This window comes from Vibrio sp. 1CM2L (genome assembly GCF_023161695.1).
GTDB lineage: Bacteria > Pseudomonadota > Gammaproteobacteria > Enterobacterales > Vibrionaceae > Vibrio > Vibrio coralliirubri.
The window spans coordinates 61,796-84,852 of sequence record NZ_JALNTT010000006.1 but is presented as its reverse complement, the minus strand read 5'-3'; the positions used below and the strand labels follow the sequence as shown (position 1 = coordinate 84,852).

The window sequence follows — 23,057 nt, the reverse complement described above, 5'->3', positions numbered from 1 at the left end:
ATTAACGCTTCGAGATACGCCATCACTTTATTTTCCATCGAGATGCGTAGTATTCAAGTAGGTATCGCACCATGGCACGCATGCCTAGCGTATCGACAACAACAGCACCGACTACAAACCAATAAGGGTTAGGGATGTTCTGCAGTGCATTGAAGCCTTGTTCAACATATGGCGCGTAATTAGGAATGAAAGACAAGATGAGTGGTACGAAGACGACTAACAGGATAAATTCGTCCTTAAATCCCCTATCTCGAATGCTGATATCATCAAGGCTACTGGCCTGCTCTTCACCATTTTGTAACCGCCGTACCCTCGCCTGATGCTTCTCACTTTCGAGTTCATCTTTACGCTTTAACGCTTCAGCTTTGTTTTGATTAAGCTGCTTATAGGTCGCTACGCCACCGGTCACAAGATTCAGTAGTGCGCCAATCATGGGTACACCAAACGATTCAATTCAACGTGTGGACCATCTCTAAGGCTTTTCCAGTCACCGCCCCAAATGATTGAGACTTCGAGCTCCTTAGCCGCCTGTTTAAAGGCTTTGCTAATCGCTTCGTAATACTTAAAGTCCCACGTCACCTTGCTGTTTTCATCGTAAGCCACAAAATCAATCGCATGGCCTGATTGATGGCGACTTGGACGTTTGTGGCCGTCTAGTTGGCTCAAGCCTTGTTGATAGAGCTTGTATTGCCGCTTGGCGGTGCGAAGTCCTTCGGTGATACCGAAATCGTATGGTGAGATTTGCAAAGCCCTACGGACCACTTTCTTCAAATCACCATGTACACCGAGCATTCGAGCTTCACTGCGAGTAGACAACACAAAGTTGCTAACCGACTCATCGATGGTTTTCTTATTCATAAGATACACTCCAGCCAGTAAGCCACTGGCGAGTAACACTATCCATCTCATTCGTCCTCCGATTTCACTAGGAGTCTCGAATGCAACGTAATGCTGGCGTCAACGTTGGAGACGGTAATTTCAAGTTTGGCCGCGGCTTTCGGTTTTATAAGAAACAGTGGATAGCCATAAAGGGAATTCGAGGCAAAATACAGATACAGGAGACGCGAAGACACTTGCGTGTTGTTGGCCCTGAGAAATCTGATATAGACGATGCCAGGTTTCGCCAAAATCCGAGAGGAACCACTGCTCTGGTTGTGCGGCGTTGCTTGCGATTGCTTAAAGCGCCTAAGGGTCAAATCGAGCAATTCGACATGGTTAGAAAGTGGGAACGACGCCTTTCGATTTGAGCCGAAAATGAATTTCATCTGATTGTCGTGCTTTGCTTCCACGTTCAACAAACTATCATTAGCGCTCGTAAGCTCAGGATTGGTTAATGACAACATCATAGCGCTTCTCCTACTTTAAGGCGGTCGCTCGCGGTGCCTTTCAAGCTCACGGCTTGGTTAGTGTTGAGCATCAAATGCCCTCCCGGGCGTAACTCCAAAAACCCTTGCACCATGACCGACGCTTTGTTGGTCGAAGCCGCTTGTAAAATGAGGAGCCTTCTCGCGGTTTTGCTGCGAATGGTCTGTGTTCGCCCCGTTAATGCCAGAGTCCCATTGCCGATTTTGGCGAACGTCACCCGCTCAGGATCCGACGTGACTTTCAATTCACTATTGGTGATGGTCGCTTGCACGTTTAGTGATGTATTTCCGACCTCAACATTCACCGGTTGTTGAATACGTTCAACGGTCAACGGCTGTGTGATTTGGTCGACGGTAACCGGCTCGGCCACTCGATTGACATTAACCGGTGTTTGAACCTGGCTAATCGTAATAGGTGTTTGTATTTCAGATACTTTTATTGGAGTTACAATGTCACTAACCTTAATCGGATCGAGCACTTTTCTAACGTTTATTGGCTTTTCAATTTCACTGATTAACAGCGCATTGTTGACGCTGATTTTCTGAGCCTTAGTCATGATCAGTAAATCCGACACTTGGTATTCAAAGGTCACATCTACGGGCTGATGATTGTGTAATTCGAGCTTATCTAGCGCTGACACATCAACGGTGTCACCACCAAAGATCTCAACTGGACGCATGGTATCGCCCTGCAGCAGTAACGAGTGCGTAGTGTCGCGTAATATAAGGTACTTACCGGACTGACCCGCGTTAAACGTCAACGTTTGATTAGGCCTTAGTGTGTGAGTCTGTTTCATGATGAACGCCCTGCCATCAAAACACCTATCGTGATGATGGTGCCGATGATCCCCATTGTGAGAGACAGTTTCTTCAACATTGAATTGTCCGATTCTGAGGTACCGGTTTGCTCTCGCGATTTCGCACCATCGGCCAAAGCAATCGCCGCTTTAGTGGTTTCCGTTTGTTGGCCTGCCATCGACTTAATTGAATCAATCGCGTATTGGCTCACTTCGGATTGCTCTTCAAGCGCGGAAGCCCCAAAACCAAACGCCTCGTCAACGGTGTTGTCGACCACGCGCAGCGAGTTATCGACCATGTTCAGTGAATCTCCAACGACCGATTCATTGACTCTCAAGGCTTGGGTGCCAAAATCAAACGCTTCTTCTGCAGTCCGTCCAGCAATGGCCATTGCGCCATGATCGGTCATGGTCAAATTGATGTCCGAGTCACTGACGCCCGACAGCATCACGCCGGTATTATCGCGACCCACCGCAGCACTGCTGCTGGTATTCGTGGTCGTTGTGGTGTTGCTTTGACGACTTTTCGAAGAACTTCTTCCACCCATATCCGCTAACCTTATTTGTAAAACCCGTTCATCACCGTGACGTTCAATTTCCTGAACCGGTAATTTCAATCGTCTTGCAATGAATCGCTCGGCACCATCACGATAAAAATGCGCTCGTACCGAATCAAAGCCATGCTTTTTAGCATGCTCAACGGCGGCCAACGTGCCGGTGGCCATTTCTCCCACCAATCCCACAACAACCAACTCTTTGGTGTTGTTTTTTAGCTGCTCACCACGCAACAACATGACAGTGTCACTTATTTGATACGTTGCCTCTAAGCCTTGTGCTACCTCAGTTTGTGCTTGTTCGTAGTAGTCTCTAAGTACCGGTTTTAACCGTTGCTGAACGGACGACCATGACGTGGGTTGTAGGCTAGCGTTTCGACAGCGCATACAACGCAAATAGCGCCATCAACACAATGAACCACCACGGCATTCCTTTGGATTCACCTATGCTGATGTGCCCGCCTTCGAATCCACTGTTGTTCGTGGTGTTACCTGCCGTTCCAGAAGTCGCAGGCCCTGCCATACCACCTTGCAAGCCGCCACCACCCGTTAGTGATGTTAATGATCCGAGCATCATTGCCCTCCTTTAAACCAAATCCATGAGGCAATAATGAGCACCACAAACAACACTTTGGTTATTCCTTTGCTCGCGCTGATCCCGATAAGACTGCCCGCGCCTACGCCGCCTAATACCCAAAACACTAATGGCATGACCTTCTCCCTATTTTCGAAACGCGAGTACGCCCAATAACAGCACCACCATCAAACCAATTCCGCCACCGATATACAGCAAGGTTTGATCAGCCTGACGATGCCCCTGTGGTGTGGTCACGGCGTTCCCTCTGTCATCGACGACAGGATGATTCGGTTGTTGAGTCTTATCTGGGTTAGTTGATTGGTCATTACTCGGAAAAAGCCACGACGCGTTTTCCCCCACGGAATCCAATGCACCCGACCCAAACTCTAAGAGATCATCGAAGAAGCTTTTCATCGCCGTTCCTTAGCCTGTGCCACTTTGCAGCACTTCAGGACGTGTGACTTTTACCGATTCCACTAAGATAGGTATCGATCCAGGGACATCCGTTGTCGTGACAGAAAACTTGAGGTTTGAGCTGTGCTGCGTTGGAAACAACTCATCAATAGAGAACCCACGTACAATTGGGTCAAAATGGAAATAACCGTCTTGTGGCGTACGCTGATTCCGCTTGGCGTTAGCCTCTGAAATAAAGGTGTTGGCTTCGTACTCTTTGACAAAATCACGCTCTATTTCAAGCTTGCTGATGTTGTCGTGCATAAAGTGCATTCGCCTAATACTGATAAGTGGACTCGTTACCAAGTTGGTGAACTCGTTCTCACCTTGAGCATTGGCTGGCATGGTTTCGCGTTTGATCATTGGGACCAACACTCGCATGGCTTGAGAATTACTCACCCATGCATGAACTTGAATGGACAACGGCGTCGCGTTAGCCGCTTTGCTCTTGAACTGAATATCTAGGTGGATGTTATCGCCAAGCTCTGTGACTAAACCGGTGTAACGCACTCCGTTTTTAGTACGCGCCACAATGTCACTGAACGGGATAACAAAATGCCCCGAAATGGCATCACGTCGCTTATAACGCTCTAGCATCAATAGCTCTTCGCCACTCAGGACATAGATCTCTTCTGCATTGAGCGTAATAGCGATACGTAACATATCCGCCGCGCTCGCGTTGGTTTCGAGAATAAGTTCGTGGTATGTCGGGCCATTAGGGATAGGCAACGTGCCTTTTTGTCCCCACGACGCGCCAACCATCGAATTAAGTTTGATTGGTTTGACTGACATCGTGATCCCCTTTAGAACCAGCCAGAACGACCGAGTAACTTATCTAGGCCACCGACTTTATTATTCACGGCAAAGACGATTGCACCCGTCGTTACCGCCGCAATTCCGGCGACAATCGCCACGTTTTTCACATTCAATCTCATGGGAGTTCCTTTGGAATGATTGATGCTGTTAACGTGGCTCTTTCATATCAGAATCACCACTCCCTAAAGCCTGTTAGGTAAAGGGTTTAACCTATTAGGTTACCTTTATCGGTTTGGGTAGATTTTGCCTTGCTGCCATTTCCCTAATCCTGGGGATTTGAGGATGTAATCGGCGAACTTTTTACGCCCTAAATGCTCACGGTCAACGCAGCTTTGCAGTGAAAGAATGGCGTCGATTGGAATGTCGAAATACTCTGAGATGTACTTAGCGTTGCGCCTTGAACTGACCGCACCCACATACACATATTTGGATTCATCAAGCACCGTCTTTGGCACTTCTTGGCCACGTTGAAACGTCGCATGCATAACTAAACCAAACCCGCGGCCACCGGTCCATAACTCCCCAGCAATACCATCGAGTTTGGACGGTGAATGCGTGAACTTGGCTAACTCTTCAATCACGCAATGCAGCTTTTTAGGATGGTGGCCATTACCCAATGACCACACCATATTAGCGAACTGCTCAAGGTTCTCTCGCGTCCGATCTTGTTCAACCAACGCCAAACGAAACGCGGCCTTTTTCTTACGAGCAAACCACGCTTTATGATAGAACTCGTCAAAGCTGTAACACGCTTGCACGCGACCACCTTTAAGCGGCGCCTCAAGATGCTCACTGTAGGGATCAAACATTACCACTTGAGACTGGCGCTCAATGAAGTTAAGCCGGCGAATGGCCGTGGTTTTACAACTGCCCGTCGTCCCCATATAACAAACATGCTCGGCATTATGGGCGTTATTCTTGTTCACTGGATTGGGCAGCTTCACCATCAGCCTCCTGTGGCGTTTCGGGCTCGGTTGCCTCCATTTGGGCTTGCTTCAATTGACGCACTTGTTTAGCGCACCCGCCGATCAAGGTCATTGAAGCCATGGCAAAGATGAATTCACCTTGATATTGCCCGAACCATTTCAATCCTACGGGGCCGTATTTCTGGAGCATTGGCGAAGCGGCGTCTAACCACTGATTACCGGCTTGGGTTTCAATTTCAAATGGCACATCGAAAACACTGGCGACGGTCATTTCCACCACACCCAAGCCATACGACAACATCATGCGCGCGTCTTCTTCACCGAAGCTGATCCCTTCAGATATTGATTCGGGCTCTTGAGAATCTCCTGATTGTTCCGTTTGCTCTCGTTCTTGTCTCAACGCATTCACCGCCTCTAAGGCTTGTTGATCACGTTCATCCAAGACGTTGTCATCATGGGTGGTTGGCGTATCAGTGCTCATGGCTGACTCCTGATGTTTTGTTGGTTGATAACGCGATCCACAAGAGGCAGCACGTTCCAATTAATGCCAATAATGACCAACCTAGCCGAAGGTTTGTGGTTTCGGTGGTTACGCTCTCTGACGGTTCAATCTCGCAAGAAGCCTTATCCGACTTGGTTTCGTTGGTTTTCGATGATGGCGTTGGGTTATACTTATCACCACCACTGGATGCATAACCAGTGATGGCTTTTTCTGGACTGGAAACCATGTGGTTTGTTAACCAGTCTTGAAACGGTTTACCTGCACTTTGATTGGTTTTGCAACGTGGGCATATCGTATAAAGCTGGCCGAGCCGGCGCTTGTTTTTAGGCGGGTCGCCTCCTTCGAGGATTTTGTGCTCGCCAACAGCATGTATCGTGCACACTTCACCGCACCCGTGTGTTGGGCACGCAATGTAGCCTTTGATTGGATTCTTACTGGCCATGGTTCGCCTCCAACTCACACAATCTAAGGTGGAAGTTCTCCATGAGTGCTTTGAGTAATTGGGTCGACTTGGCGATATGATGACTGGCTTCTTGCGCCGCTTGGATAGCGGCTATGGGCTTTTTCAAAGCTGGGGTACTGTCCCAGTCCGGTACCGACTGAGTGAGCGTCTGTTGCACGCTCTCCAGTTCCCTAACCAATTGATGGTAAGTCTGTTGGTGGTGATTCATTGTTTTTTCCTCTGTCTCACGACGTTGGTTGTCCCTGTCTCTCGACGTTAACTAATAGATTATAGCAATCAAATTATAAAACCTAATAGGTTTTGGTTATCAAAATCCAAATTCAATCCCGCCTTCTTTTCCTGTTAAGCCGTCGCGCAGCGACTCAAAGTTGGTGGCTGTTCAACGGTTACCGTGTTTATCGCCATGCAGCCCAAGGTCTCGCACCTGTTAAGCTCCAGCTCGCTTGCGAGCACGTAGAGCGCCATCATTATCGAAGTTATCCCCGTGTTTCACGGGGTAACAGTAACTCTCCCTTACATCTATCTTTAGATAGATCACTAGTCTTTAGACTATGCGTTGGGATCTTGTGGGATAACGTCATGGAGTAGTTATGACGGCCATACATGTGTTACTGACGTGCTTATCCACAACTCGAGATCCACTGGCTCAAACTCGGTCATTCTGAGGACTATATTGGCGAAAACAGGTCAAATATGAAGATTTAGACGGATCGAGGCGCAGTTTGGCCTATGTACTTTAAGGGAAAGTAACTGCGTTAGTTTGAGTCGCACGACGGGCAAACTTACGTAGTAAAGTGATGGGTGTGAGTAAATAACGAAGGTGAACACCGGTTGAGGCCGATAGTTTCTTAAGGTTTTTGGTCGCGGCTTGTTTCGCGTTCAAATACGCCAAGTTCAAACCAATATCGCGGAAATATTTGTCTGTTATACGCTTTATCGACGCCAGTCCGTACCAATCCCCATTAATGTTTTCGCGAGGCTGTTTCGACGTGATCCACCCTCGATCTTTTGCATACTTCGCGCATTGTTTAACGCGCCATTCAGGTAATCCGGTTCCCCTCGCGACATTCGCCCATGTACGCAATAAGAAACCATTCGCGGTCACCACACCGACTTTACTGGTTCGAAACTCCAGTTCGCTGACAAGGTAATCCATGACGCGCGCGACATCAGTTAGATATTGGCGTTGTGTGGACTTGCCAGATGGCGACAACAAATAATCGTATTGAGATGGGTTATCGAGCAGTTTAATCCAACGGCCACGATTCAGCGCCGCTAGAGGACGGGCACTTCGTTTACGTTGAGAGGTTTTCTTTGGGCAAAGTTGGTTCATAACAAATCAAAGCCTATTAAGCTCCCTTGCTACGGTTTTTGACCGCCAATTTTTGGCGTTCTAAGATCTGTCTCAGTGAGACAATCAACAATCTGACACTCGATCTCAGCTTGCCATTTTTGACGGCTTGCTCTGCAGCATTTAGTGTTTCATCCACGTCTGGTTCATGATTTTTCATACGTCCTTCTAGCGTATATCTACCCCGATCAAGTTCACCCTATCCGAATTTTTACCTACTGGAAATGCCTGTCAGGGATGGTAATTCGGAGGATTCTATCTTTTAATCGCTTCAAAGGACGGGAAATTATATGCACGCTATTAACTATACAAATGCACTTTTAGATAGAGTAAAAGCCAAGTATCACCTACCTTCAGAGTATCAATTAGCAAGAAAACTCAAAGTAAGTGACAAACGGCTCTACAATTGGCGAAGAGGCATCTCTGGCATGGATTGGGACGTCGCGTTCGAGATCGGTGATATGTTAGGCGAAACGGATCAGAATGTGGTGTTTGGCCTTCTGCCTAACAAACAGAAAAATGAGAGAGTTATTAGAGTGTTAGAGGAAAACGGCCCCGACTAAATGGGGGCTCGTTCCTTTACCCCCACGTACATAATACGCAGTTAAGTATAGTTAATTCTAAAGGTAGTATTCTCATCGTTTGTCCTTAAAACCCTTGTTTCAACTTACTCTCACGCTTCTTGCGCCGTTCAGAGTTTTTTTAGCGCATTTGAAATCTAATAATTATATGTACGGCCAGCGTCTACACAATTCAATCTTGATTCAGCAAATCTAATTGACGAGAAACTTTGTCCGTCTGGTTAAACTTATCTTGCCACTTCTTTGTTTGCACTAACGGACCGCCGCGTTGTGTATGATTCTTGTGAGCATTGCTGTTGTTTCTTTTTCAGATTTCACACACGCGACCAATGTTTCCTATCAACTGCACATGCTGAGCTTTCGTTTAAATCCATCAACTAATAAAGTTGGTCTTTTACGTAAATTCGCACACAGATTTGTCAAACCTTCCTAACGACTCTCTAGCGTTAGTACTTTGTGTTTAGCGAGATTATTAAACGGCAATGCTTGTCCTATGTTGTTTGAAACACCATGCCAAGCTGCCGCAAACATGTTTGTATAGATTCATTACACTTATTGCTGATACACAACACCGATACTTGGGAGATCCATAATCACGGTTTACCTTGAAATTGCGTTCAATTGAATTTAGATAAGCTTTAGCAATAAACTTAAGAGTAGCTTGAAACCCATTGTTCTTTGTTTTGATTTTCTTGCTTTCTCTAGCTGATATGCCCGCTTTTAAAGTCGCAATGGTGTTACCGCCTGAGATTAGAAAGCTTATAAAGCGTTTAATGGTTTATCGACACATGTAGTCAACAAATAAAGTGACACTGTAGCTAGCTGTACAGGTAAAGCTTGGTCCTATGGAACACAAAATAAAGAACCCAAACAATAACTGTGCATTTACACAGTTAAATTATTAACCCCTTAAAAACGTCACCTTTCGTATAAATACCGAACAAAAACAACGCTATTTAGGCATATATCGATCGCTGGACGCGTATTATTTGGTGAAGAACGACTGTATCTGGCTTGTTAACCAAACGATACTAGCCAAACTCAATCCAAAATCGAATCCCTAGTTGCGCCTGCATACTCCATCACGCATAATGTTACAGGTTTACGTACGAAATATATTATGAGCGACAAAGCATTCAGACAACTCAACATCTTCTTCTCTGTTTTTTGCCTGGCAATTACCGTGCTGTCGCTGATCTCTTTCCATACCATTATGGATAAGAACTACATCATCACACCAGACAGATACCCTACACGCGTAAACACAGATAGAGACCATGATGGCGGCACCATAGGGTCATTATACAAGTCAAAGGACAAAATCGAGTTACAGTGTGACTTTAATCGCACCTATAGTTCACCTTTCTGTGAGGTTGAATTTGTTCTTTCGACTGAAGGTAAAGGCTTAGATCTCTCCACATTTGATTCTGTCACCATCAATATGGAATATGAAGGTCAAGAGGATCCAAGGTTTCGATTCTACATACGTAACCACGACGCAAACTACAGCGTCCAAGGCGACCCTATTTCTAACAAGTTCAATCGCTTAGATTTCTCATTCCCGGATAGGAAACACATCGATTTAGACTACTTCAATGTCCCTTTATGGTGGATTGACTACTACAACCACCCGATAACCAACAGCGGAGTCGATATTACTAACGCTGTTTCAGTTGAATTGGGGCTGGGAGCTAGCACGCTCGATGGCCACCATACTCTCACGGTCGAGAGCATCGTTTTCCATGGTAAGATAATGGACAAGGTTATGTTATGGAAGCTCTTGATTAGCTTATGGGTAATCTACGCGGTCTGCTATGTCTGTGGGGCGTCATACGTAGCTAGACGAGCGAGAATGTTTTCAGTAAACCAACAGCGCTTGTTAGCCCAAGAAATCGAAGAGTTAAAGATAAAGGCGACTACCGACCCTCTAACTGGCTGTCGTAACAGAACCGAAGCGTTAGATACCTTTTACGATTTTGAACGCCTCGCACAACAAGGAAAGACAATTCACATTGCTCTGTTTGATTTGGACCATTTTAAGCAGGTCAACGACCAATACGGTCATGAAACCGGTGATCAAGTTCTTATTCTGTTTGTCTCAACGGTGATCGACAACCTTGGTGAGCAATACTTATTGTATCGTTGGGGCGGCGAGGAGTTCTTGTTAGTTTGCATAGAACAAACAACGCTACAGTGTAACGAAACTATTGCTCAACTCTCCTCTTCAATGGACGAAACCACTTGGCCCAAAGGGCTTCACATCACCGCATCCGTTGGTTTTACTCAACTCACACAGAATGAATCGATTCGTTCAGCTATTAAGCGTGCAGACAAGGCACTCTACCAAGCTAAAGATAACGGACGAAACCAAGTCGTTACGTTTTATTAAGGCTCGCTAGACTGGACTGCAGGTACACATTCAACTCTCTGCTAATACTCAATCAACACGCATCAATACCCTGTCGATATCTACTCTCTATTTTGTCAGCAATTACACTTTTAACGGCTGACTAAACAAGTCCATAAGCTTTGCTCTCTCATCAGATTTCTAATCGATTCGCACACACACTATCCGTAATACCGCCATCATTAGCATTCTCAAATTGATACGTGTCGTTCCTTTATCGACTTCAACACAACTCCTTTACGCCTCGTAAGCTACCTAAATATTTGTTCTGTAAAGCACATATGTACTAACGAAGCTTGCTCTAAGCGGTGGTAAGTCATTCGCGGTATCGGTTTTGGACATTACCGCTGTGGCTTGTCTGGCCCTGTTCTTCGATGAAATCCTCATTTGTCTGCTTCTGAACATTCATGGATTCTCGTCCGTTCAAAACACAAGTCACAACGTCACTAGTCGTAAAAAACGGCATATATTTAGTCACTTAGACGTGGTGACATAAATCCTGACACCTAAAACGGCGATTGTTTTACTTTCAGATCTTGCTGTAATTTAATTACAACTCAAGGACAAGGAAAGCCTGAAAAGTTAATTACTCTGACGTAACTTATTGAATAAAAAGTATTTAAGAATTTTGGATAGGTCGGGATTTAGGGTAACTAAAGATTAGGTATGTACGATATAATATACTGGAGGGTAATATATTTAGTTATAGTGCACTAAGGAGTTAAAAAAGAAGGGCTGATGCCCTACTCTTCTTTATTACTCATTTCTTCACGAATTTGCTCAGCAACGATTTTGATAGCTTGTGCTGTGCTGATGCCTTGGGTCATCATTTCTTGAATTCGTTCAACAGCTTTCTGTTGTTCTTCGTGAGAAAGGGTTGGTAAGTCGTTTAGCATGTTCTGCTCCTTTATTTAGGAGCAGAACTATATAAGGACTGTTAGTAACTAGCAAGGAAATTGATTGATGCACCCATTGCATTTTCGTTTGTGTAGTTCGCACTTAGATCTAGCTGAAACAAGTTCAATGGCGAGATACCAATACCAGCTGTCACTGTGCCTTCTGAATCAGAGTAAGCCAGGTTCTTGTAATACCCTCCCCTTAGCTTAAGCTGACGTAACAGGTCGACTTCTGTACCAACACGAATCATCTGTTCGTTGTCTTCGAACGAAGTAAACTTCTCTGTCTCGTTTAGGTCGTAATCAACACTCAACGTAAAGTAATCAGAAACGATGCCTGCACCCACTGTGTATACCGGCTCTAGTTGGTAAGTGTATTTACCACCAACTTGGTGTGTCGCACTACTTGTGCTGCTGGTAAGTGTTCTTGTCGTGTCTTTGGTTTCGATGTCTCTAGAGATCAAGTTAGTTGCTGCAACACCCACTCGGAACGGGCCGAAAAACCAAAGTGCACCGGCATCCATGTTGAACGCAGTGTCGCCATCGCTGTTTTCTCTAACGTCAGACAAATCGTAATCATTAACCGACGCAACATAGTTATACGTGTAAATACGTTGGATCTTAGGTGTGATACCAAAAGAGATGTGTTGCCCCATAAAGGTTTGGTATTTTGCTAGAGAAAGGCCAACTTCTGCTACACCGATTGAAACAGCTTCAACAGTAGACAGTTCTACTTTGTCTTCATCTGAACCTGTCGTGTAAACATTAGGAGTCGCAAAGGATTCTGTATAAGCTTTAGCGAAAAGGTTTGCCGCGACAAACTGATTAGGAAGAGCAAACGCGACAACACCACCCAATTCTACATTAGCTTGGTTTCCATCAAGTTTGTTAAGCGCTGCATCTAAGTCTGCGGTGTTTGACGCATCAACGACACTATCGATATTCGATTTCATGTCGTTAGGGTCATTATAGGTACCGCCGAAACTTGGCGTGATCATTCCCATGTCATCATTACGACGATAAATCGCAACAAGTGCTGGGTTATAGAATGGAGCTGTTAGGAAATTTGCTGAAACAACACCAACACCACCCATCGCATCACCACGCGCTTCAATGGCGTAGTTTGCTGCTGAAAGAGGAAGACTGGCGAATGCAATTGACGCTGCGAGTAGTTTTGTAGTTTTTTTCATGCCGTTTATCTTTGTTAGATCCCTTACATAGTTAACGGCACAATTTTAAATTACTTTAACTCTTCTTCGCTAGAAATATCATAAGTTTTACTGATAGTTTGTGCTTGTTCTATCGCTATGTCACCTTGCCAGCGTGAATGTACCATTGAAACCGCCAAAACATAGCGATCATTGGGAAGTTCTTCGCCAGTGAGGTTCATTGGATAATCAGATTCGTAGCTCTTGCCCCACACCTGTTCATAGTGTTCATCAACGTAATCGTACAAACCGATTTCGAGCTTAGGAAGTGGACAATAAGGATTGAGTAGTTCTTTTTTATCGATTCGCCACGTGTCTTTTGATGCCCAGCGAACTTGTTGACGCATGGCAACTTCACCCAAAACAATCCAAGTGCTCCAAGACTTTCCGCCATCATCTTTTACGCTTAAACGATATAAACCGGATTCAAGTTGAGAGGCTAAATTGTAACGCTTGCGGTATAGACTCACCGATGCATTGTTTACCACTTCACTGTCTTTGGTTAACTCACTGTCCGAAGAAACGATCTTATCGACCCACTTCTCGAAGGTAATGTCTTGAATGTTGTTTTCGGATTCGACATTAATCGATACACGAAAGGTATCTCGGCCAGGGCTTTGAATGATGTGTCTTTTGACGACTACGGAACTGATCCAATCTGGGAGTGTTTTTCTGGTGAGCGTTTTACCACAATCTTTGTTCAATGCTTGATCGAACAGTTCATTGAGGTGATCTTCTCGTGATTGAGAAGAGTTGATTTGCCAAACTTCCACTAATGAATCAAACATCTGAGGTAAATCATTATCTAGCAGATGTTTATGAACTTGAGTCAGAGCATCGCTACTCTTGAACCAATCCGTTGCTTGCGCGGTATTCGCTACGCAAGAAAACATTAATAGTGGAAGTAAGGCTATTCTCATTACGCTTTCATCTTGTAACCAACGCCACGCAGCGTTTCAATTTCTAGCCCCGGCAGTTTCTGTCTTAGTTGCAGAACGTGTGTGTCTACCGTACGTGTTGTTGGGAAATGGTTGTAACCCCATACATGGTCAAGCAGTTCATCACGTGTAAACACACGTCCAAGGTTACTTGCCAAGAACAATAGAAGGTCAAATTCAGTGCGCGTTAACGTTACTTCCTGTTCATTGAAAAACACTTCACGTGTCGCTTTATCGATAACAAGATTCTGAGCGATAACTTTTGATGCATCTTGTTCTTCAGAATCTGGCAGGCGAAGTTGAGCACGAATTCGAGCAAATAGCTCAGCCTCTGCGAATGGCTTTGTTAAGTAGTCGTTTGCACCTGAATCTAGGCCCGCTACTTTGTCTTTGACTGTCACGAGAGCCGTAAGCAAAATAACTGGGATATCTTTCTTTTTCTTCCAACCTGGAAGTGAATCTACTGAGTCGCCATCAGGAAGTTGACGGTCTAGAATCACTAGATCCGCTTGTTCCCAGTAGCCTTCAACTTCAGAGATCAGTTCTGCATGCAAACATTCATATCCAGCTTGCTCAAGGCTAACTAATAAACCGTCAGCTAAATTTTTATCATCTTCAACGAGAAGCAATGTCTGTTTCACAAGGTATCTCCAAAATAAATGTTGTTGGGGGGCCGATAAGCGTCATGTGACCGCCCATTTTTCCGACCATAGATTCCACTATCGTCAGACCTAAACCGAGTCCACTCTTACTTACGAATGGCTTTCTTAGTTGCCCCCAATCTTTGCGAGACAAGTCTCCATTATCTATAACTTTGAATGTCAGCTTCTTGTCAGAAGTATTCAGTTCTAGAATTACTGGAGCCACACCGTATTTCACGGCATTTCTGATTAGGTTATCGATACACGTTCCTAACCAATATACGTTCACTTTTGCAGCTATATCTTTGTTTACACGGAGTTCAATCCCCGGCGCAAAGTCTTCTTCAACTTTGTATTGGAGCCACTCTTCAACACTTGGCACCCACTCTGTTGCGAGCGGTTGGTTGTCTGATTGAAGGTAATCTTTACTTGCTTCCGCCAACTGCCTTAAACGACGCGTATCTTCACACAGCCTACGGAACTCATCATATACCGATTCTGGTAAGTGTTCGAACTCACGTCTGAACCCTTCCACCGTCAATGACAAACTCGCAATCGGCGTTCTTAATTCGTGCGTTAGGATTTGAAGAACCAGCATGCGACTCTTCATTTCTTGTTTCTTACTGTTCCAGCGGTAAATCGCCCAACCTAAGACAAGCATGATGTTGGCAATCACCAAGATAAACATGGCGACTTGCAGAAGCTCTGAATGATCTTCTATTTCCCAACACACGTTACCACGCTGAACAAAACAGCTATTGCCTTCTGAAGACAAGCTAAACGATAACCCAGCAAGCGTGGCGTTTTCGTTCCAGACTGACTCTTTATACAGGTAATATCTGTCGCCGCGTTTTACCCACATTTCATCGAGCTCAACAAACATACTCGCACCAGCAAGCAGCGCGGTGATGGCTTCGCTATCCATTTGTTGCAAGCGAGACAGCAGTTCGTCATGTTCGGTATTTGGTCGCTCTTGAATATGCATGAAGCGCTTCAGAGAGTCGAACTTTTCTGGGTACTTCTCAACGTATCGTGCAGCATAAGAACCACCACCAGGGTGAATTAAACCACTGCGGCTAAACCAACGGTCAGAAAGCTTGGTCCCTTTACACATTGCACGAGTAAAAACTAAAGGCTCAGTAATCAACGGGCTTAATGGCAGTTTGCCGCTACAGGTTTTTGATAACTGGTATAAGCGCTGGATGTCTTTTAATGGATACTCTGCTGTTTGTGGCAGCATAGAAGACGGCATGATCAAACGTGTTGGATAATCAGCCTGTAGCACTCGAATATCGTAAGATTCGATTGCCGTTTCATGATCAAAGAGTTTGGTGAAATTATCGATACGCTCAGGTAAAGAGTCAGCAAATGCGTTTGCAGACACAGACAACGTAGCGATAAGAAGAGTAAATGTTCTTTTGATGATCACAAACCAACGCAAATTCATATAGATCAACCAAATATATACCATTCGCTATCAAAGATAAATTTTTAACCGCATGAAAAACAGTGAGAATGGCGAGTTACAGAGATAAAGTCCGATATATTACGGCCATACTGTACAGACGTACTAGTAGACTGATTGACCAGCCCAACCTCAATTGCGACAAGTTTTGCATCAGCTTCGTTTACTTCGTAGCAACTGATCTCAGACATAGAGTCGCTTTCGTAAGATAAAAAAAGGAGCTCAAATGAGCTCCTTATCGAGTTATTACAGATTGCTTAGAGGTGATCTCTATAGATGCTCTAAGATGCTTAGACAGCTCTTTTTAGCATCGCCGAACAGCATCTGCGTGTTCTCTTTGAAGAACAGTGGGTTTTGCACACCGGCGTAACCTGTGTTCATCGAACGTTTGAATACGATAACATTCTGAGCATTCCAAACTTCAAGTACTGGCATACCAGCAATTGGGCTGTTTGGATCTTCAAGTGCTGCAGGGTTTACGGTGTCATTCGCACCAATTACCAATACAGTATCTGTCTCATCGAAGTCATCGTTGATTTCGTCCATTTCCAGAACGATATCGTAAGGCACTTTAGCTTCAGCAAGCAGTACGTTCATGTGACCCGGTAATCTACCCGCTACTGGGTGGATACCAAATCGAACATTAATACCCTGCGCTCGTAGTTTCTCAGTGATTTCATGCACTGGGTATTGAGCTTGAGCTACTGCCATGCCGTACCCAGGAGTGATGATTACTGACTTTGAGTTTTTCAGCATATCAGCCACATCTTCAGCTGATGTTTCGCGGTGTTCACCCTGCTCTTCATCGCCATCAGAGACAACCACTTCTTGGCCGAATCCACCAGCAATTACGCTGATGAAAGAGCGGTTCATCGCCTTACACATGATGTAAGACAGAATCGCACCTGACGAACCAACCAATGCACCAGTTACGATAAGCAGATCGTTTGCAAGCATGAAACCTGCCGCTGCTGCTGCCCAACCAGAGTACGAGTTAAGCATAGAGACAACTACTGGCATATCTGCGCCGCCAATCGATGCCACTAAATGGTAACCGAATGCGAATGCGATAAGCGTCATCACCATTAGCGCGAACATGCTGCCGTCCGCTTTAACGAACATGATCATCAATAGTGTAGAAACTACGATAGCCGCTAGATTCCACTTGTGCTTATGAGGGATGTTCAATGCAGACGAAGAGATCACGCCGCGAAGCTTACCAAACGCAACAATAGAACCCGTGAACGTCACCGCACCGATAAACACGCCAAGGAACACTTCCACTAGGTGGATCACGTGCTCTGCATGAATATCTGCAGGGTTGATAGAAACAGCAGCAGGTGGATCGATGTAGCTGTTATAACCTACAAGTACCGCCGCCATACCTACGAAGCTGTGCAGAATCGCCACCAGCTCAGGCATTTCAGTCATTTCTACTTTTCTTGCGTAGTGGATACCAATACCACCACCGATCACCATAGCAATGATGATCCACACTATACCTGCAGAGTGAGGGCCAAAGATCGTTGCGATCAACGCGATTGCCATACCCGTGATACCGTAATAGTTACCTGCACGCGCAGATTCCTGTTTCGATAACCCAGCCAAGCTCATAATAAAGAATACAGCAGCAACAATATAAGCTGCTTGTACTAATCCTTCAGACATCTGTTACTCCTTAGTCTTTACGGAACATTTCAAGCATACGTTTGGTCACTGTAAAGCCACCAAAGATATTGATACTTGCAATTAATACGGCAATAAATGATAAGAACGTGACGACGCCACTTCCTTGTCCGATCTGTAACAGTGCACCTACTACAATGATGCCTGAAATCGCGTTAGTCACGGACATCAAAGGTGTATGCAGAGAATGGCTTACATTCCAAACTACGTAATAACCCACCACACAAGCGAGAACAAAAACGGTAAAGTGAGATAAGAACGCAGCAGGAGCAACCGAAGCTACCCAAGCGAATGCACCAACAGCTACCGCCATACCCGCCGCTTTCTTAATTGGAGAAACGGGTTCTTCAACTTTAGGCTCTGGTTTAGCCGCTTTTGGCTTAGCTTGTTGTGGTTGAGCTGAAACTTGAATTGGTGGAGCTGGCCAAGTGACCTCACCCTCTTTAACGACAGTAACACCACGCAGAACAACATCTTCAAAGTCGATATTGATGTTGCCATCTTTCTCTTTGCAAAGCAGTTTCAGAAGGTTAACTAGGTTCGTTGCATACAGTTGAGATGATTGAGTCGGCAGTCGACCAACCATATCAGTGTAACCAACCACCTTCACGCCATTAGCCGTTGTAATGACTTGATCCGCAACCGTGTATTCACAGTTACCGCCATTGGCCGCCGCAAGGTCTACAATCACACTACCTGCACTCATACTGTCTACCATCTCTTTGGTAATCAGCTTAGGAGCCGGGCGACCTGGAATCAGGGCCGTCGTAATGATGATATCGACGTCTTTTGCCTGAGCTGCATAAAGTTCTTCAGCTTTCTTATTGAATGCTTCAGACATCTCTTTTGCGTAGCCGTCACCAGCACTGGTATCTTCCTTGAAATCCACTTCCAAGAATTCAGCGCCCATCGACTCAACTTGTTCTTTAACTTCAGGACGAACATCGAATGAACGAACGATCGCCCCTAAGCTACCCGCAGCGCCAATTGCTGCTAGACCAGCAACACCTGCACCAGCAACCAGTACTTTTGCTGGTGGAACTTTACCCGCTGCCGTAATCTGACCCGTGAAGAATCGACCAAATTCATGCGCCGCTTCAACAACAGCACGGTAACCCGCGATGTTTGCCATAGAACTCAATGCATCTAACGCCTGAGCTCTTGAAATTCGTGGTACAGAATCCATCGCCATCACGTTGATGTTACGACTGGACAATTGTTCCATTAATTCTGGATTTTGAGCAGGCCAAATAAAGCTGACCAATGTTGCGCCATCTTTAAGAAGATCGATTTCATTTTTAGACTCGTCAACGATCGGAGCGTTAACTTTAAAGATAATATCGGATTTCCAAGCTTCATCTGCGGTGACAACTTTTGCTCCAGCTTGTTCATAAGCTGCATCTTCAAAACTTGCTAACGCACCTGCTTGTGATTCAACACAAACTTCAAATCCTAATTTTAGAAGCTGTTCTACCGATTTCGGTGAAGCAGCGACTCGCGTTTCACCTGCGAGCGTTTCTCTTGGTACACCAATTTGCATAGCTATTCCTTGACTATTGGCACGAATGACTTATTCGTTTGTATCTAACGACAACTAATACTTCAAGCGTTTTGTTCAAAGAACAGGAAAAGTTATTACTTATAACGATTTGGATGGAATTTGAGCGCTTCATTTGAAGAAATGACGACCGTCTCGAACGAAGAGGTCAAACCACTTGCAAATAATCCTTTTAATAACAACCTACTAGCTGTTCTTTGTCCCTAAAACTAAAAAGAGCTTTCAGCATATACACTGAAAGCTCTCTAAATTATGACCAACATCAATTCTAACCCTAATTGGTTAGCTAAATATATTGTCGCCCATTTGGTCGATGAACATCTGCGATTTTTTGAGCATCAATTCATCGGCATCTTGTTTGTTTGAAACAACATCTGAACGAATAAAACGGTGAGTTTTGATTTCACCATCGAATTCTTTCTCGATTCGCCCAGCAACACGGTATTGACCAGATTCTGCAATGGCATCTTGATAGATATTGAAACCCTTATATTCGACTGGCTCAATCTCTACTTTTTGTTCGGTTTTTTCTTTGCCACCAAATAATCTAGAAAAGAATCCCACGTTTTTTACTCCTTAAATGACCGTATTCACCCTAAACTATCATGACTGTTTACGGTTCAACAACGGCTTTTCATACCATTGTAATTCTACGTCATCATCAAAATTGTGTTGACTAAATATAACAGGCACATTGTCGTCACGTTCGCGTCTTCGATCGTCAATAATCATACTTTCTGCATTTTTGACCGCGATCTCACTATTGCGTTTATAGAGCACCAATTTGTCTTCTGGCAATGCTGACAGAAAATCGATATCAAAACGAATATAGATAGGTTTTAGCTGACCCAAAGCCAAGCACGCGAGATCGGCCAGCTGTTCGTTGGTATAACTAGACACATATTCCTCGGTAGCCAATACATGACCTACCAGAGTTTCCATATAGTTATGTACATCAACACTAATTTGCATACCACACCTCCATTTGTAGCGGTTTTTCTAGTCGCAGTCGTTTCTAAAGTCACTTGAAACCATGCAATTCCTAATAGCTTTCTATAACTCAGTTATAGGTTTTACTGTCCATAGTTGAAACTTAGGCGTTATTTAATCTTACTCTGACTTCATTACAGATCTTCGTCGCTTAATGAAAAGGTCACTCAATGATAACTGATCATCAAGCCCTTTAAGTGACAGCGCCAACGTAAGAGCAGATTTTGTTAAGTATCTATAACGACTAATTAATTTCTCATATATACTGTGTAGTTCGTTCTAAGGTTAATAGCAACTCAAATACATATAAAAATGATTGCACCAATAGCGACCTATGACTATGTTTTTGCTCTAATTTAGGCAAAAAGCTTGGCAATCGCTTGTTTAACCGTATCCTACGCATAGTATTAAATAATAAGATCATCAATATAGTTAGGCTCACCACATAAATGGCATCATCTTTTGTAACGTCGAGCATGTTTCGATTTTGCTTCCCTTTAGTCCTGTTAACAATTTTGTTCGTTGGTATGGACAACGTCATCCTCGTGACGGACTCAAATTTAGGGTTTGCTAACAACCTCCCTTACATTTTATTGAGCGTTGCGGTTCTGCTATGCCACACATTCAGACAAGGTCGAATGGCGATGGTATCGGTGACCATGCTTGTCGCTTATCTGATCATCCAAGTTCGCTTACAAACGCCTCTCAATACTGGCACAACGCTATTAGAGCTCTCGTTACTTGCGGCATTAGTACCTGTCACTTGCTTACTTGTTTATGCCTTCCCTGATAACGGCGTAAACTCAAAGTCGATGCTGCTCTACGCCATCGTTCTCGTTCTGTTTATGGTGTGGGCGCAATTGATCGTCTCTCACTTCCATGCCGGCGGTTTTGAATCATGGAGTGAAGGTCTTCTGTTTATTGTCAGAGACTTCTCCAAACTGCCTTTTGTTTTGGTGTTGTATAGCCTTTGCTTACTTGGCCTTACTGCCATTCTCGTGTTGGTGTATAACCGCTCTATCGATGTTGTGGTTTATAGCGCTATCCTGCTTTCTTCTTGTACGTTCATCTTCTTCGATATTCAGTACATCTCGAGCACCATGTTCTCGCTGTCAGGCACACTGATCATCGTCTATGTGATGTCTGCTAGTCATGATATGGCCTTTAACGACCAACTGACTAACATTCCCGGTCGACACGCCTTAGAAGTCGATATGAAGCACTTGGGGCGTAAGTATTCGATGGCGATGGTCGATATCGATCACTTTAAGCAATTCAACGACACCTACGGACATGACATTGGCGACGATGTGTTAAAACTGGTGGCGCGTATTCTGAGGGAAACCACAGGCGGCGCTAAAGCTTATCGCTATGGTGGAGAAGAGTTCACGATTATCTTCAAAGGCAAACATTCGGAACAAGTTAAAGAGCACCTTCAAGCTCTGATTTCCGAGGTTCAAAACTACGACATGACGATTCGGAATAGCCATGAACGCCCCGACGATCATGAAGTGGGTATGAAAAAGCGTGGCAAGAACGGCAAACCATCAGAAGTAGTGAATGTGACGGTAAGTATTGGACTTTCCGATAGCACAACCACCAGACATCCTGAAGAGGTGTTGAAGCTTGCTGACCAAGCGCTGTATAAAGCGAAAGAAACCGGTCGAAACAAGCTGTGTATTGACCGTTAACAATGGTTGATAGCGAAAGATATTGAGTGCTAGAGATCTAAATAGCTTAAGACGTTAATAGCACTCTGCTTCAATAACTGTCTCTTTCAAGTACAACAAGCCTCAATTAGTTGAGGCTGTATTAGCTTAACTGGAAAAAGAGAGCTTAATCTTGGTTGAAGAAGATAACCAAGCTGCCACCTTTTAAGCTACTTCCGTAGTTAATCGTAAAACCAATTCCCACGTTATCGACCCACTCATTAAACAGGTTTGGGTTAAGTAACCAGCCAACACTGCCCTCGTAGTAAGATGTGGTACCCATAGAGGCCACCGTGTCACCACCAATATCAATTCGTCTTATACTCGAGTACATCGATGTGATGTTCTTATCCCAACGAACGAGATCATAGAAAACCTTGGCTTCATTGGCGATATACCACCCTTCAGGATGGCCGACATTGCCATTGTTCGCCTCGCCCCAGCCGATGCCATTAAAGTAATGCCAACTGGTGCTCAATTTATACTTTCCCCAGTCATTCTTATCTTCGTACATCAGCTTAATTTTAGGCTCGATGATGTAAGCCCAAGCATCAGTATTGAGATATACGCCATCCAGTTGGTCTTGAATAGGCTTTAGCAACGAAGCGCGATATTCATAATCATTGCGGTAGTAAGAGATGTGGTTACCGATTGCAGAGCTGAAGCTCCAATATTCGTCTAACTGGGACACATTCGCGAATTCAACGTAGCCAGACACTACCGACTCTTTTTGAAAATCGTTTTTATTTGCTGCCGCGTACTCGACATCGTTCTCGATCCGCAATGCAGACAAGCGCAGCGTCACCTCTTGATGGTTGTCTTCAATGTAACTGGGTAGTTCAAATGTGTAAGGCAAACTCAGGGAGGTAATGTTTTGTCGACGACTCACCGAATCATTCGAACCGATGTCTTCATTGTCCAAACTAAATACTTTATTGGGATCAAAGTTGTTGATGCCAAAAGTGAAAACATCGGTGTCGTTGAGCAATACACTGGTGGCAAAGCTCTGCTCTAGATCCTTTCGAACAAGATCAGATAGCGTATTGGCATTAACAGTGGCCGGCAAAGCGGTAAAAAATAGAGGAACCGCAAGCGTCCAAGATGTGTTAGTCATAGAAAATGACTTCGAATGTGGCATTTCTTTTATCACTTAAAGCACTTCCTAGCTCAAACGC

At 44.6% G+C, this 23,057-nt stretch carries 30 protein-coding genes; 3 read left to right on the top strand and 27 right to left on the bottom strand.

The annotated features are described in order from the left end of the window. Nucleotides 1–22: 22 nt before the first annotated feature. The 16 genes from MSG34_RS18625 to MSG34_RS18555 form a co-directional block, all read right to left on the bottom strand. Nucleotides 23–433 (bottom strand): hypothetical protein, encoded by a 411-nt coding sequence (locus tag MSG34_RS18625; RefSeq protein WP_248338967.1) that lies wholly within the window; start codon nucleotides 431–433, stop codon nucleotides 23–25. Beyond that, nucleotides 430–858 (bottom strand): M15 family metallopeptidase, encoded by a 429-nt coding sequence (locus MSG34_RS18620; protein ID WP_248338964.1) that lies wholly within the window; start codon nucleotides 856–858, stop codon nucleotides 430–432. The genes MSG34_RS18625 and MSG34_RS18620 overlap by 4 nt, the downstream gene beginning before the upstream one ends. A gap of 47 nt (nucleotides 859–905) precedes the next feature. Next, nucleotides 906–1,346 (bottom strand): hypothetical protein, encoded by a 441-nt coding sequence (locus MSG34_RS18615; RefSeq protein WP_248338962.1) that lies wholly within the window; start codon nucleotides 1,344–1,346, stop codon nucleotides 906–908. After that, entirely contained in the window at nucleotides 1,343–2,161 is an 819-nt protein-coding gene (locus MSG34_RS18610) for a hypothetical protein (RefSeq protein WP_248338960.1), read from the bottom strand. The genes MSG34_RS18615 and MSG34_RS18610 overlap by 4 nt, the downstream gene beginning before the upstream one ends. Further along, entirely contained in the window at nucleotides 2,158–3,102 is a 945-nt protein-coding gene (locus MSG34_RS18605; protein ID WP_248338958.1) for a hypothetical protein, read from the bottom strand. Before MSG34_RS18605 ends, MSG34_RS18610 begins: the two co-directional genes overlap by 4 nt. Beyond that, nucleotides 3,083–3,289, bottom strand: a complete 207-nt coding sequence (locus tag MSG34_RS18600; RefSeq protein ID WP_248339104.1) for a hypothetical protein — start codon at nucleotides 3,287–3,289, stop codon at nucleotides 3,083–3,085. The genes MSG34_RS18605 and MSG34_RS18600 overlap by 20 nt, the downstream gene beginning before the upstream one ends. Next, complete coding sequence (locus MSG34_RS18595) at nucleotides 3,289–3,426, bottom strand: hypothetical protein (protein ID WP_202910160.1); 138 nt, start codon at nucleotides 3,424–3,426, stop codon at nucleotides 3,289–3,291. The genes MSG34_RS18600 and MSG34_RS18595 overlap by 1 nt, the downstream gene beginning before the upstream one ends. A 10-nt stretch (nucleotides 3,427–3,436) precedes the next feature. Beyond that, nucleotides 3,437–3,706 carry a hypothetical protein gene (locus MSG34_RS18590; RefSeq protein WP_248338957.1) on the bottom strand — a complete coding sequence of 90 codons (270 nt, stop codon included), beginning with the start codon at nucleotides 3,704–3,706 and terminating at the stop codon, nucleotides 3,437–3,439. Nucleotides 3,707–3,715: 9 nt separating this feature from the next. After that, on the bottom strand, nucleotides 3,716–4,537 hold the full coding sequence (locus MSG34_RS18585; protein WP_048612116.1) for a major capsid protein P2: 822 nt from the start codon (nucleotides 4,535–4,537) through the stop codon (nucleotides 3,716–3,718). Nucleotides 4,538–4,548: 11 nt separating this feature from the next. Beyond that, complete coding sequence (locus MSG34_RS24215; RefSeq protein WP_016787086.1) at nucleotides 4,549–4,680, bottom strand: hypothetical protein; 132 nt, start codon at nucleotides 4,678–4,680, stop codon at nucleotides 4,549–4,551. A gap of 105 nt (nucleotides 4,681–4,785) precedes the next feature. Beyond that, nucleotides 4,786–5,508: a hypothetical protein gene (locus MSG34_RS18580; RefSeq protein WP_238382952.1), complete on the bottom strand. Its 723-nt coding sequence runs from the start codon at nucleotides 5,506–5,508 to the stop codon at nucleotides 4,786–4,788. Continuing rightward, a complete protein-coding gene (locus MSG34_RS18575) occupies nucleotides 5,474–5,968 on the bottom strand; it encodes a hypothetical protein (protein WP_248338955.1) in 495 nt (164 codons plus the stop codon). Before MSG34_RS18575 ends, MSG34_RS18580 begins: the two co-directional genes overlap by 35 nt. Next, entirely contained in the window at nucleotides 5,958–6,431 is a 474-nt protein-coding gene (locus MSG34_RS18570) for a hypothetical protein (RefSeq protein WP_248338953.1), read from the bottom strand. Before MSG34_RS18570 ends, MSG34_RS18575 begins: the two co-directional genes overlap by 11 nt. Further along, nucleotides 6,421–6,609, bottom strand: a complete 189-nt coding sequence (locus tag MSG34_RS18565; RefSeq protein ID WP_248338951.1) for a hypothetical protein — start codon at nucleotides 6,607–6,609, stop codon at nucleotides 6,421–6,423. Before MSG34_RS18565 ends, MSG34_RS18570 begins: the two co-directional genes overlap by 11 nt. A 579-nt stretch (nucleotides 6,610–7,188) precedes the next feature. Continuing rightward, nucleotides 7,189–7,785, bottom strand: a complete 597-nt coding sequence (locus MSG34_RS18560; RefSeq protein WP_193840766.1) for a hypothetical protein — start codon at nucleotides 7,783–7,785, stop codon at nucleotides 7,189–7,191. Nucleotides 7,786–7,801: 16 nt separating this feature from the next. Then, entirely contained in the window at nucleotides 7,802–7,963 is a 162-nt protein-coding gene (locus MSG34_RS18555) for a hypothetical protein (protein WP_193840767.1), read from the bottom strand. Nucleotides 7,964–8,093: 130 nt separating this feature from the next. Here MSG34_RS18555 and MSG34_RS18550 point away from each other — a divergent pair, with 130 nt between their 5' ends. Beyond that, complete coding sequence (locus MSG34_RS18550) at nucleotides 8,094–8,366, top strand: hypothetical protein (RefSeq protein WP_048613574.1); 273 nt, start codon at nucleotides 8,094–8,096, stop codon at nucleotides 8,364–8,366. 1,138 nt (nucleotides 8,367–9,504) lie between these two features. Then, nucleotides 9,505–10,773 carry a GGDEF domain-containing protein gene (locus MSG34_RS18545; protein WP_248338950.1) on the top strand — a complete coding sequence of 423 codons (1,269 nt, stop codon included), beginning with the start codon at nucleotides 9,505–9,507 and terminating at the stop codon, nucleotides 10,771–10,773. Nucleotides 10,774–11,534: 761 nt separating this feature from the next. Here the strand turns inward: MSG34_RS18545 and MSG34_RS18540 are convergent. The 10 genes from MSG34_RS18540 to MSG34_RS18495 all read right to left on the bottom strand — a co-directional run bounded on the left by MSG34_RS18540 (nucleotide 11,535) and on the right by MSG34_RS18495 (nucleotide 20,155). After that, nucleotides 11,535–11,687: a YoaH family protein gene (locus MSG34_RS18540; protein WP_004731009.1), complete on the bottom strand. Its 153-nt coding sequence runs from the start codon at nucleotides 11,685–11,687 to the stop codon at nucleotides 11,535–11,537. Between the two features lie 41 nt (nucleotides 11,688–11,728). Continuing rightward, nucleotides 11,729–12,877 (bottom strand): conjugal transfer protein TraF, encoded by a 1,149-nt coding sequence (locus MSG34_RS18535; protein ID WP_019822683.1) that lies wholly within the window; start codon nucleotides 12,875–12,877, stop codon nucleotides 11,729–11,731. Between the two features lie 50 nt (nucleotides 12,878–12,927). Further along, complete coding sequence (locus MSG34_RS18530; RefSeq protein WP_050650390.1) at nucleotides 12,928–13,815, bottom strand: DUF2861 family protein; 888 nt, start codon at nucleotides 13,813–13,815, stop codon at nucleotides 12,928–12,930. Further along, nucleotides 13,815–14,474, bottom strand: coding sequence for a response regulator transcription factor VxrB (vxrB, locus tag MSG34_RS18525; RefSeq protein ID WP_017060099.1), 660 nt, complete (start codon nucleotides 14,472–14,474; stop codon nucleotides 13,815–13,817). The genes MSG34_RS18530 and vxrB overlap by 1 nt, the downstream gene beginning before the upstream one ends. After that, a complete protein-coding gene (gene vxrA / locus MSG34_RS18520; RefSeq protein ID WP_048608294.1) occupies nucleotides 14,449–15,921 on the bottom strand; it encodes a sensor histidine kinase VxrA in 1,473 nt (490 codons plus the stop codon). Before vxrA ends, vxrB begins: the two co-directional genes overlap by 26 nt. A 44-nt stretch (nucleotides 15,922–15,965) precedes the next feature. After that, on the bottom strand, nucleotides 15,966–16,130 hold the full coding sequence (locus MSG34_RS18515) for a hypothetical protein (RefSeq protein ID WP_248338948.1): 165 nt from the start codon (nucleotides 16,128–16,130) through the stop codon (nucleotides 15,966–15,968). 79 nt (nucleotides 16,131–16,209) lie between these two features. Further along, entirely contained in the window at nucleotides 16,210–17,607 is a 1,398-nt protein-coding gene (gene pntB / locus MSG34_RS18510; RefSeq protein WP_017064580.1) for a Re/Si-specific NAD(P)(+) transhydrogenase subunit beta, read from the bottom strand. Between the two features lie 10 nt (nucleotides 17,608–17,617). After that, nucleotides 17,618–19,165 (bottom strand): Re/Si-specific NAD(P)(+) transhydrogenase subunit alpha, encoded by a 1,548-nt coding sequence (pntA, locus tag MSG34_RS18505; RefSeq protein WP_019822691.1) that lies wholly within the window; start codon nucleotides 19,163–19,165, stop codon nucleotides 17,618–17,620. Nucleotides 19,166–19,465: 300 nt separating this feature from the next. Beyond that, a complete protein-coding gene (locus tag MSG34_RS18500; protein WP_004731023.1) occupies nucleotides 19,466–19,747 on the bottom strand; it encodes an HlyU family transcriptional regulator in 282 nt (93 codons plus the stop codon). Nucleotides 19,748–19,786: 39 nt separating this feature from the next. Then, complete coding sequence (locus MSG34_RS18495; protein ID WP_017060104.1) at nucleotides 19,787–20,155, bottom strand: late competence development ComFB family protein; 369 nt, start codon at nucleotides 20,153–20,155, stop codon at nucleotides 19,787–19,789. A 467-nt stretch (nucleotides 20,156–20,622) separates the two neighbouring features. On the opposite strand from MSG34_RS18495, the gene MSG34_RS18490 reads away from it, so the two are divergent. Further along, the gene (locus MSG34_RS18490) at nucleotides 20,623–21,864 is read left to right on the top strand and encodes a GGDEF domain-containing protein (RefSeq protein ID WP_248338946.1); all 1,242 of its coding nucleotides are present in this window, start codon (nucleotides 20,623–20,625) and stop codon (nucleotides 21,862–21,864) included. A gap of 145 nt (nucleotides 21,865–22,009) precedes the next feature. Here MSG34_RS18490 and MSG34_RS18485 read toward each other — a convergent pair whose 3' ends face one another. Beyond that, nucleotides 22,010–23,020 (bottom strand): Solitary outer membrane autotransporter beta-barrel domain, encoded by a 1,011-nt coding sequence (locus MSG34_RS18485; protein ID WP_248338943.1) that lies wholly within the window; start codon nucleotides 23,018–23,020, stop codon nucleotides 22,010–22,012. Nucleotides 23,021–23,057: the final 37 nt, after the last annotated feature.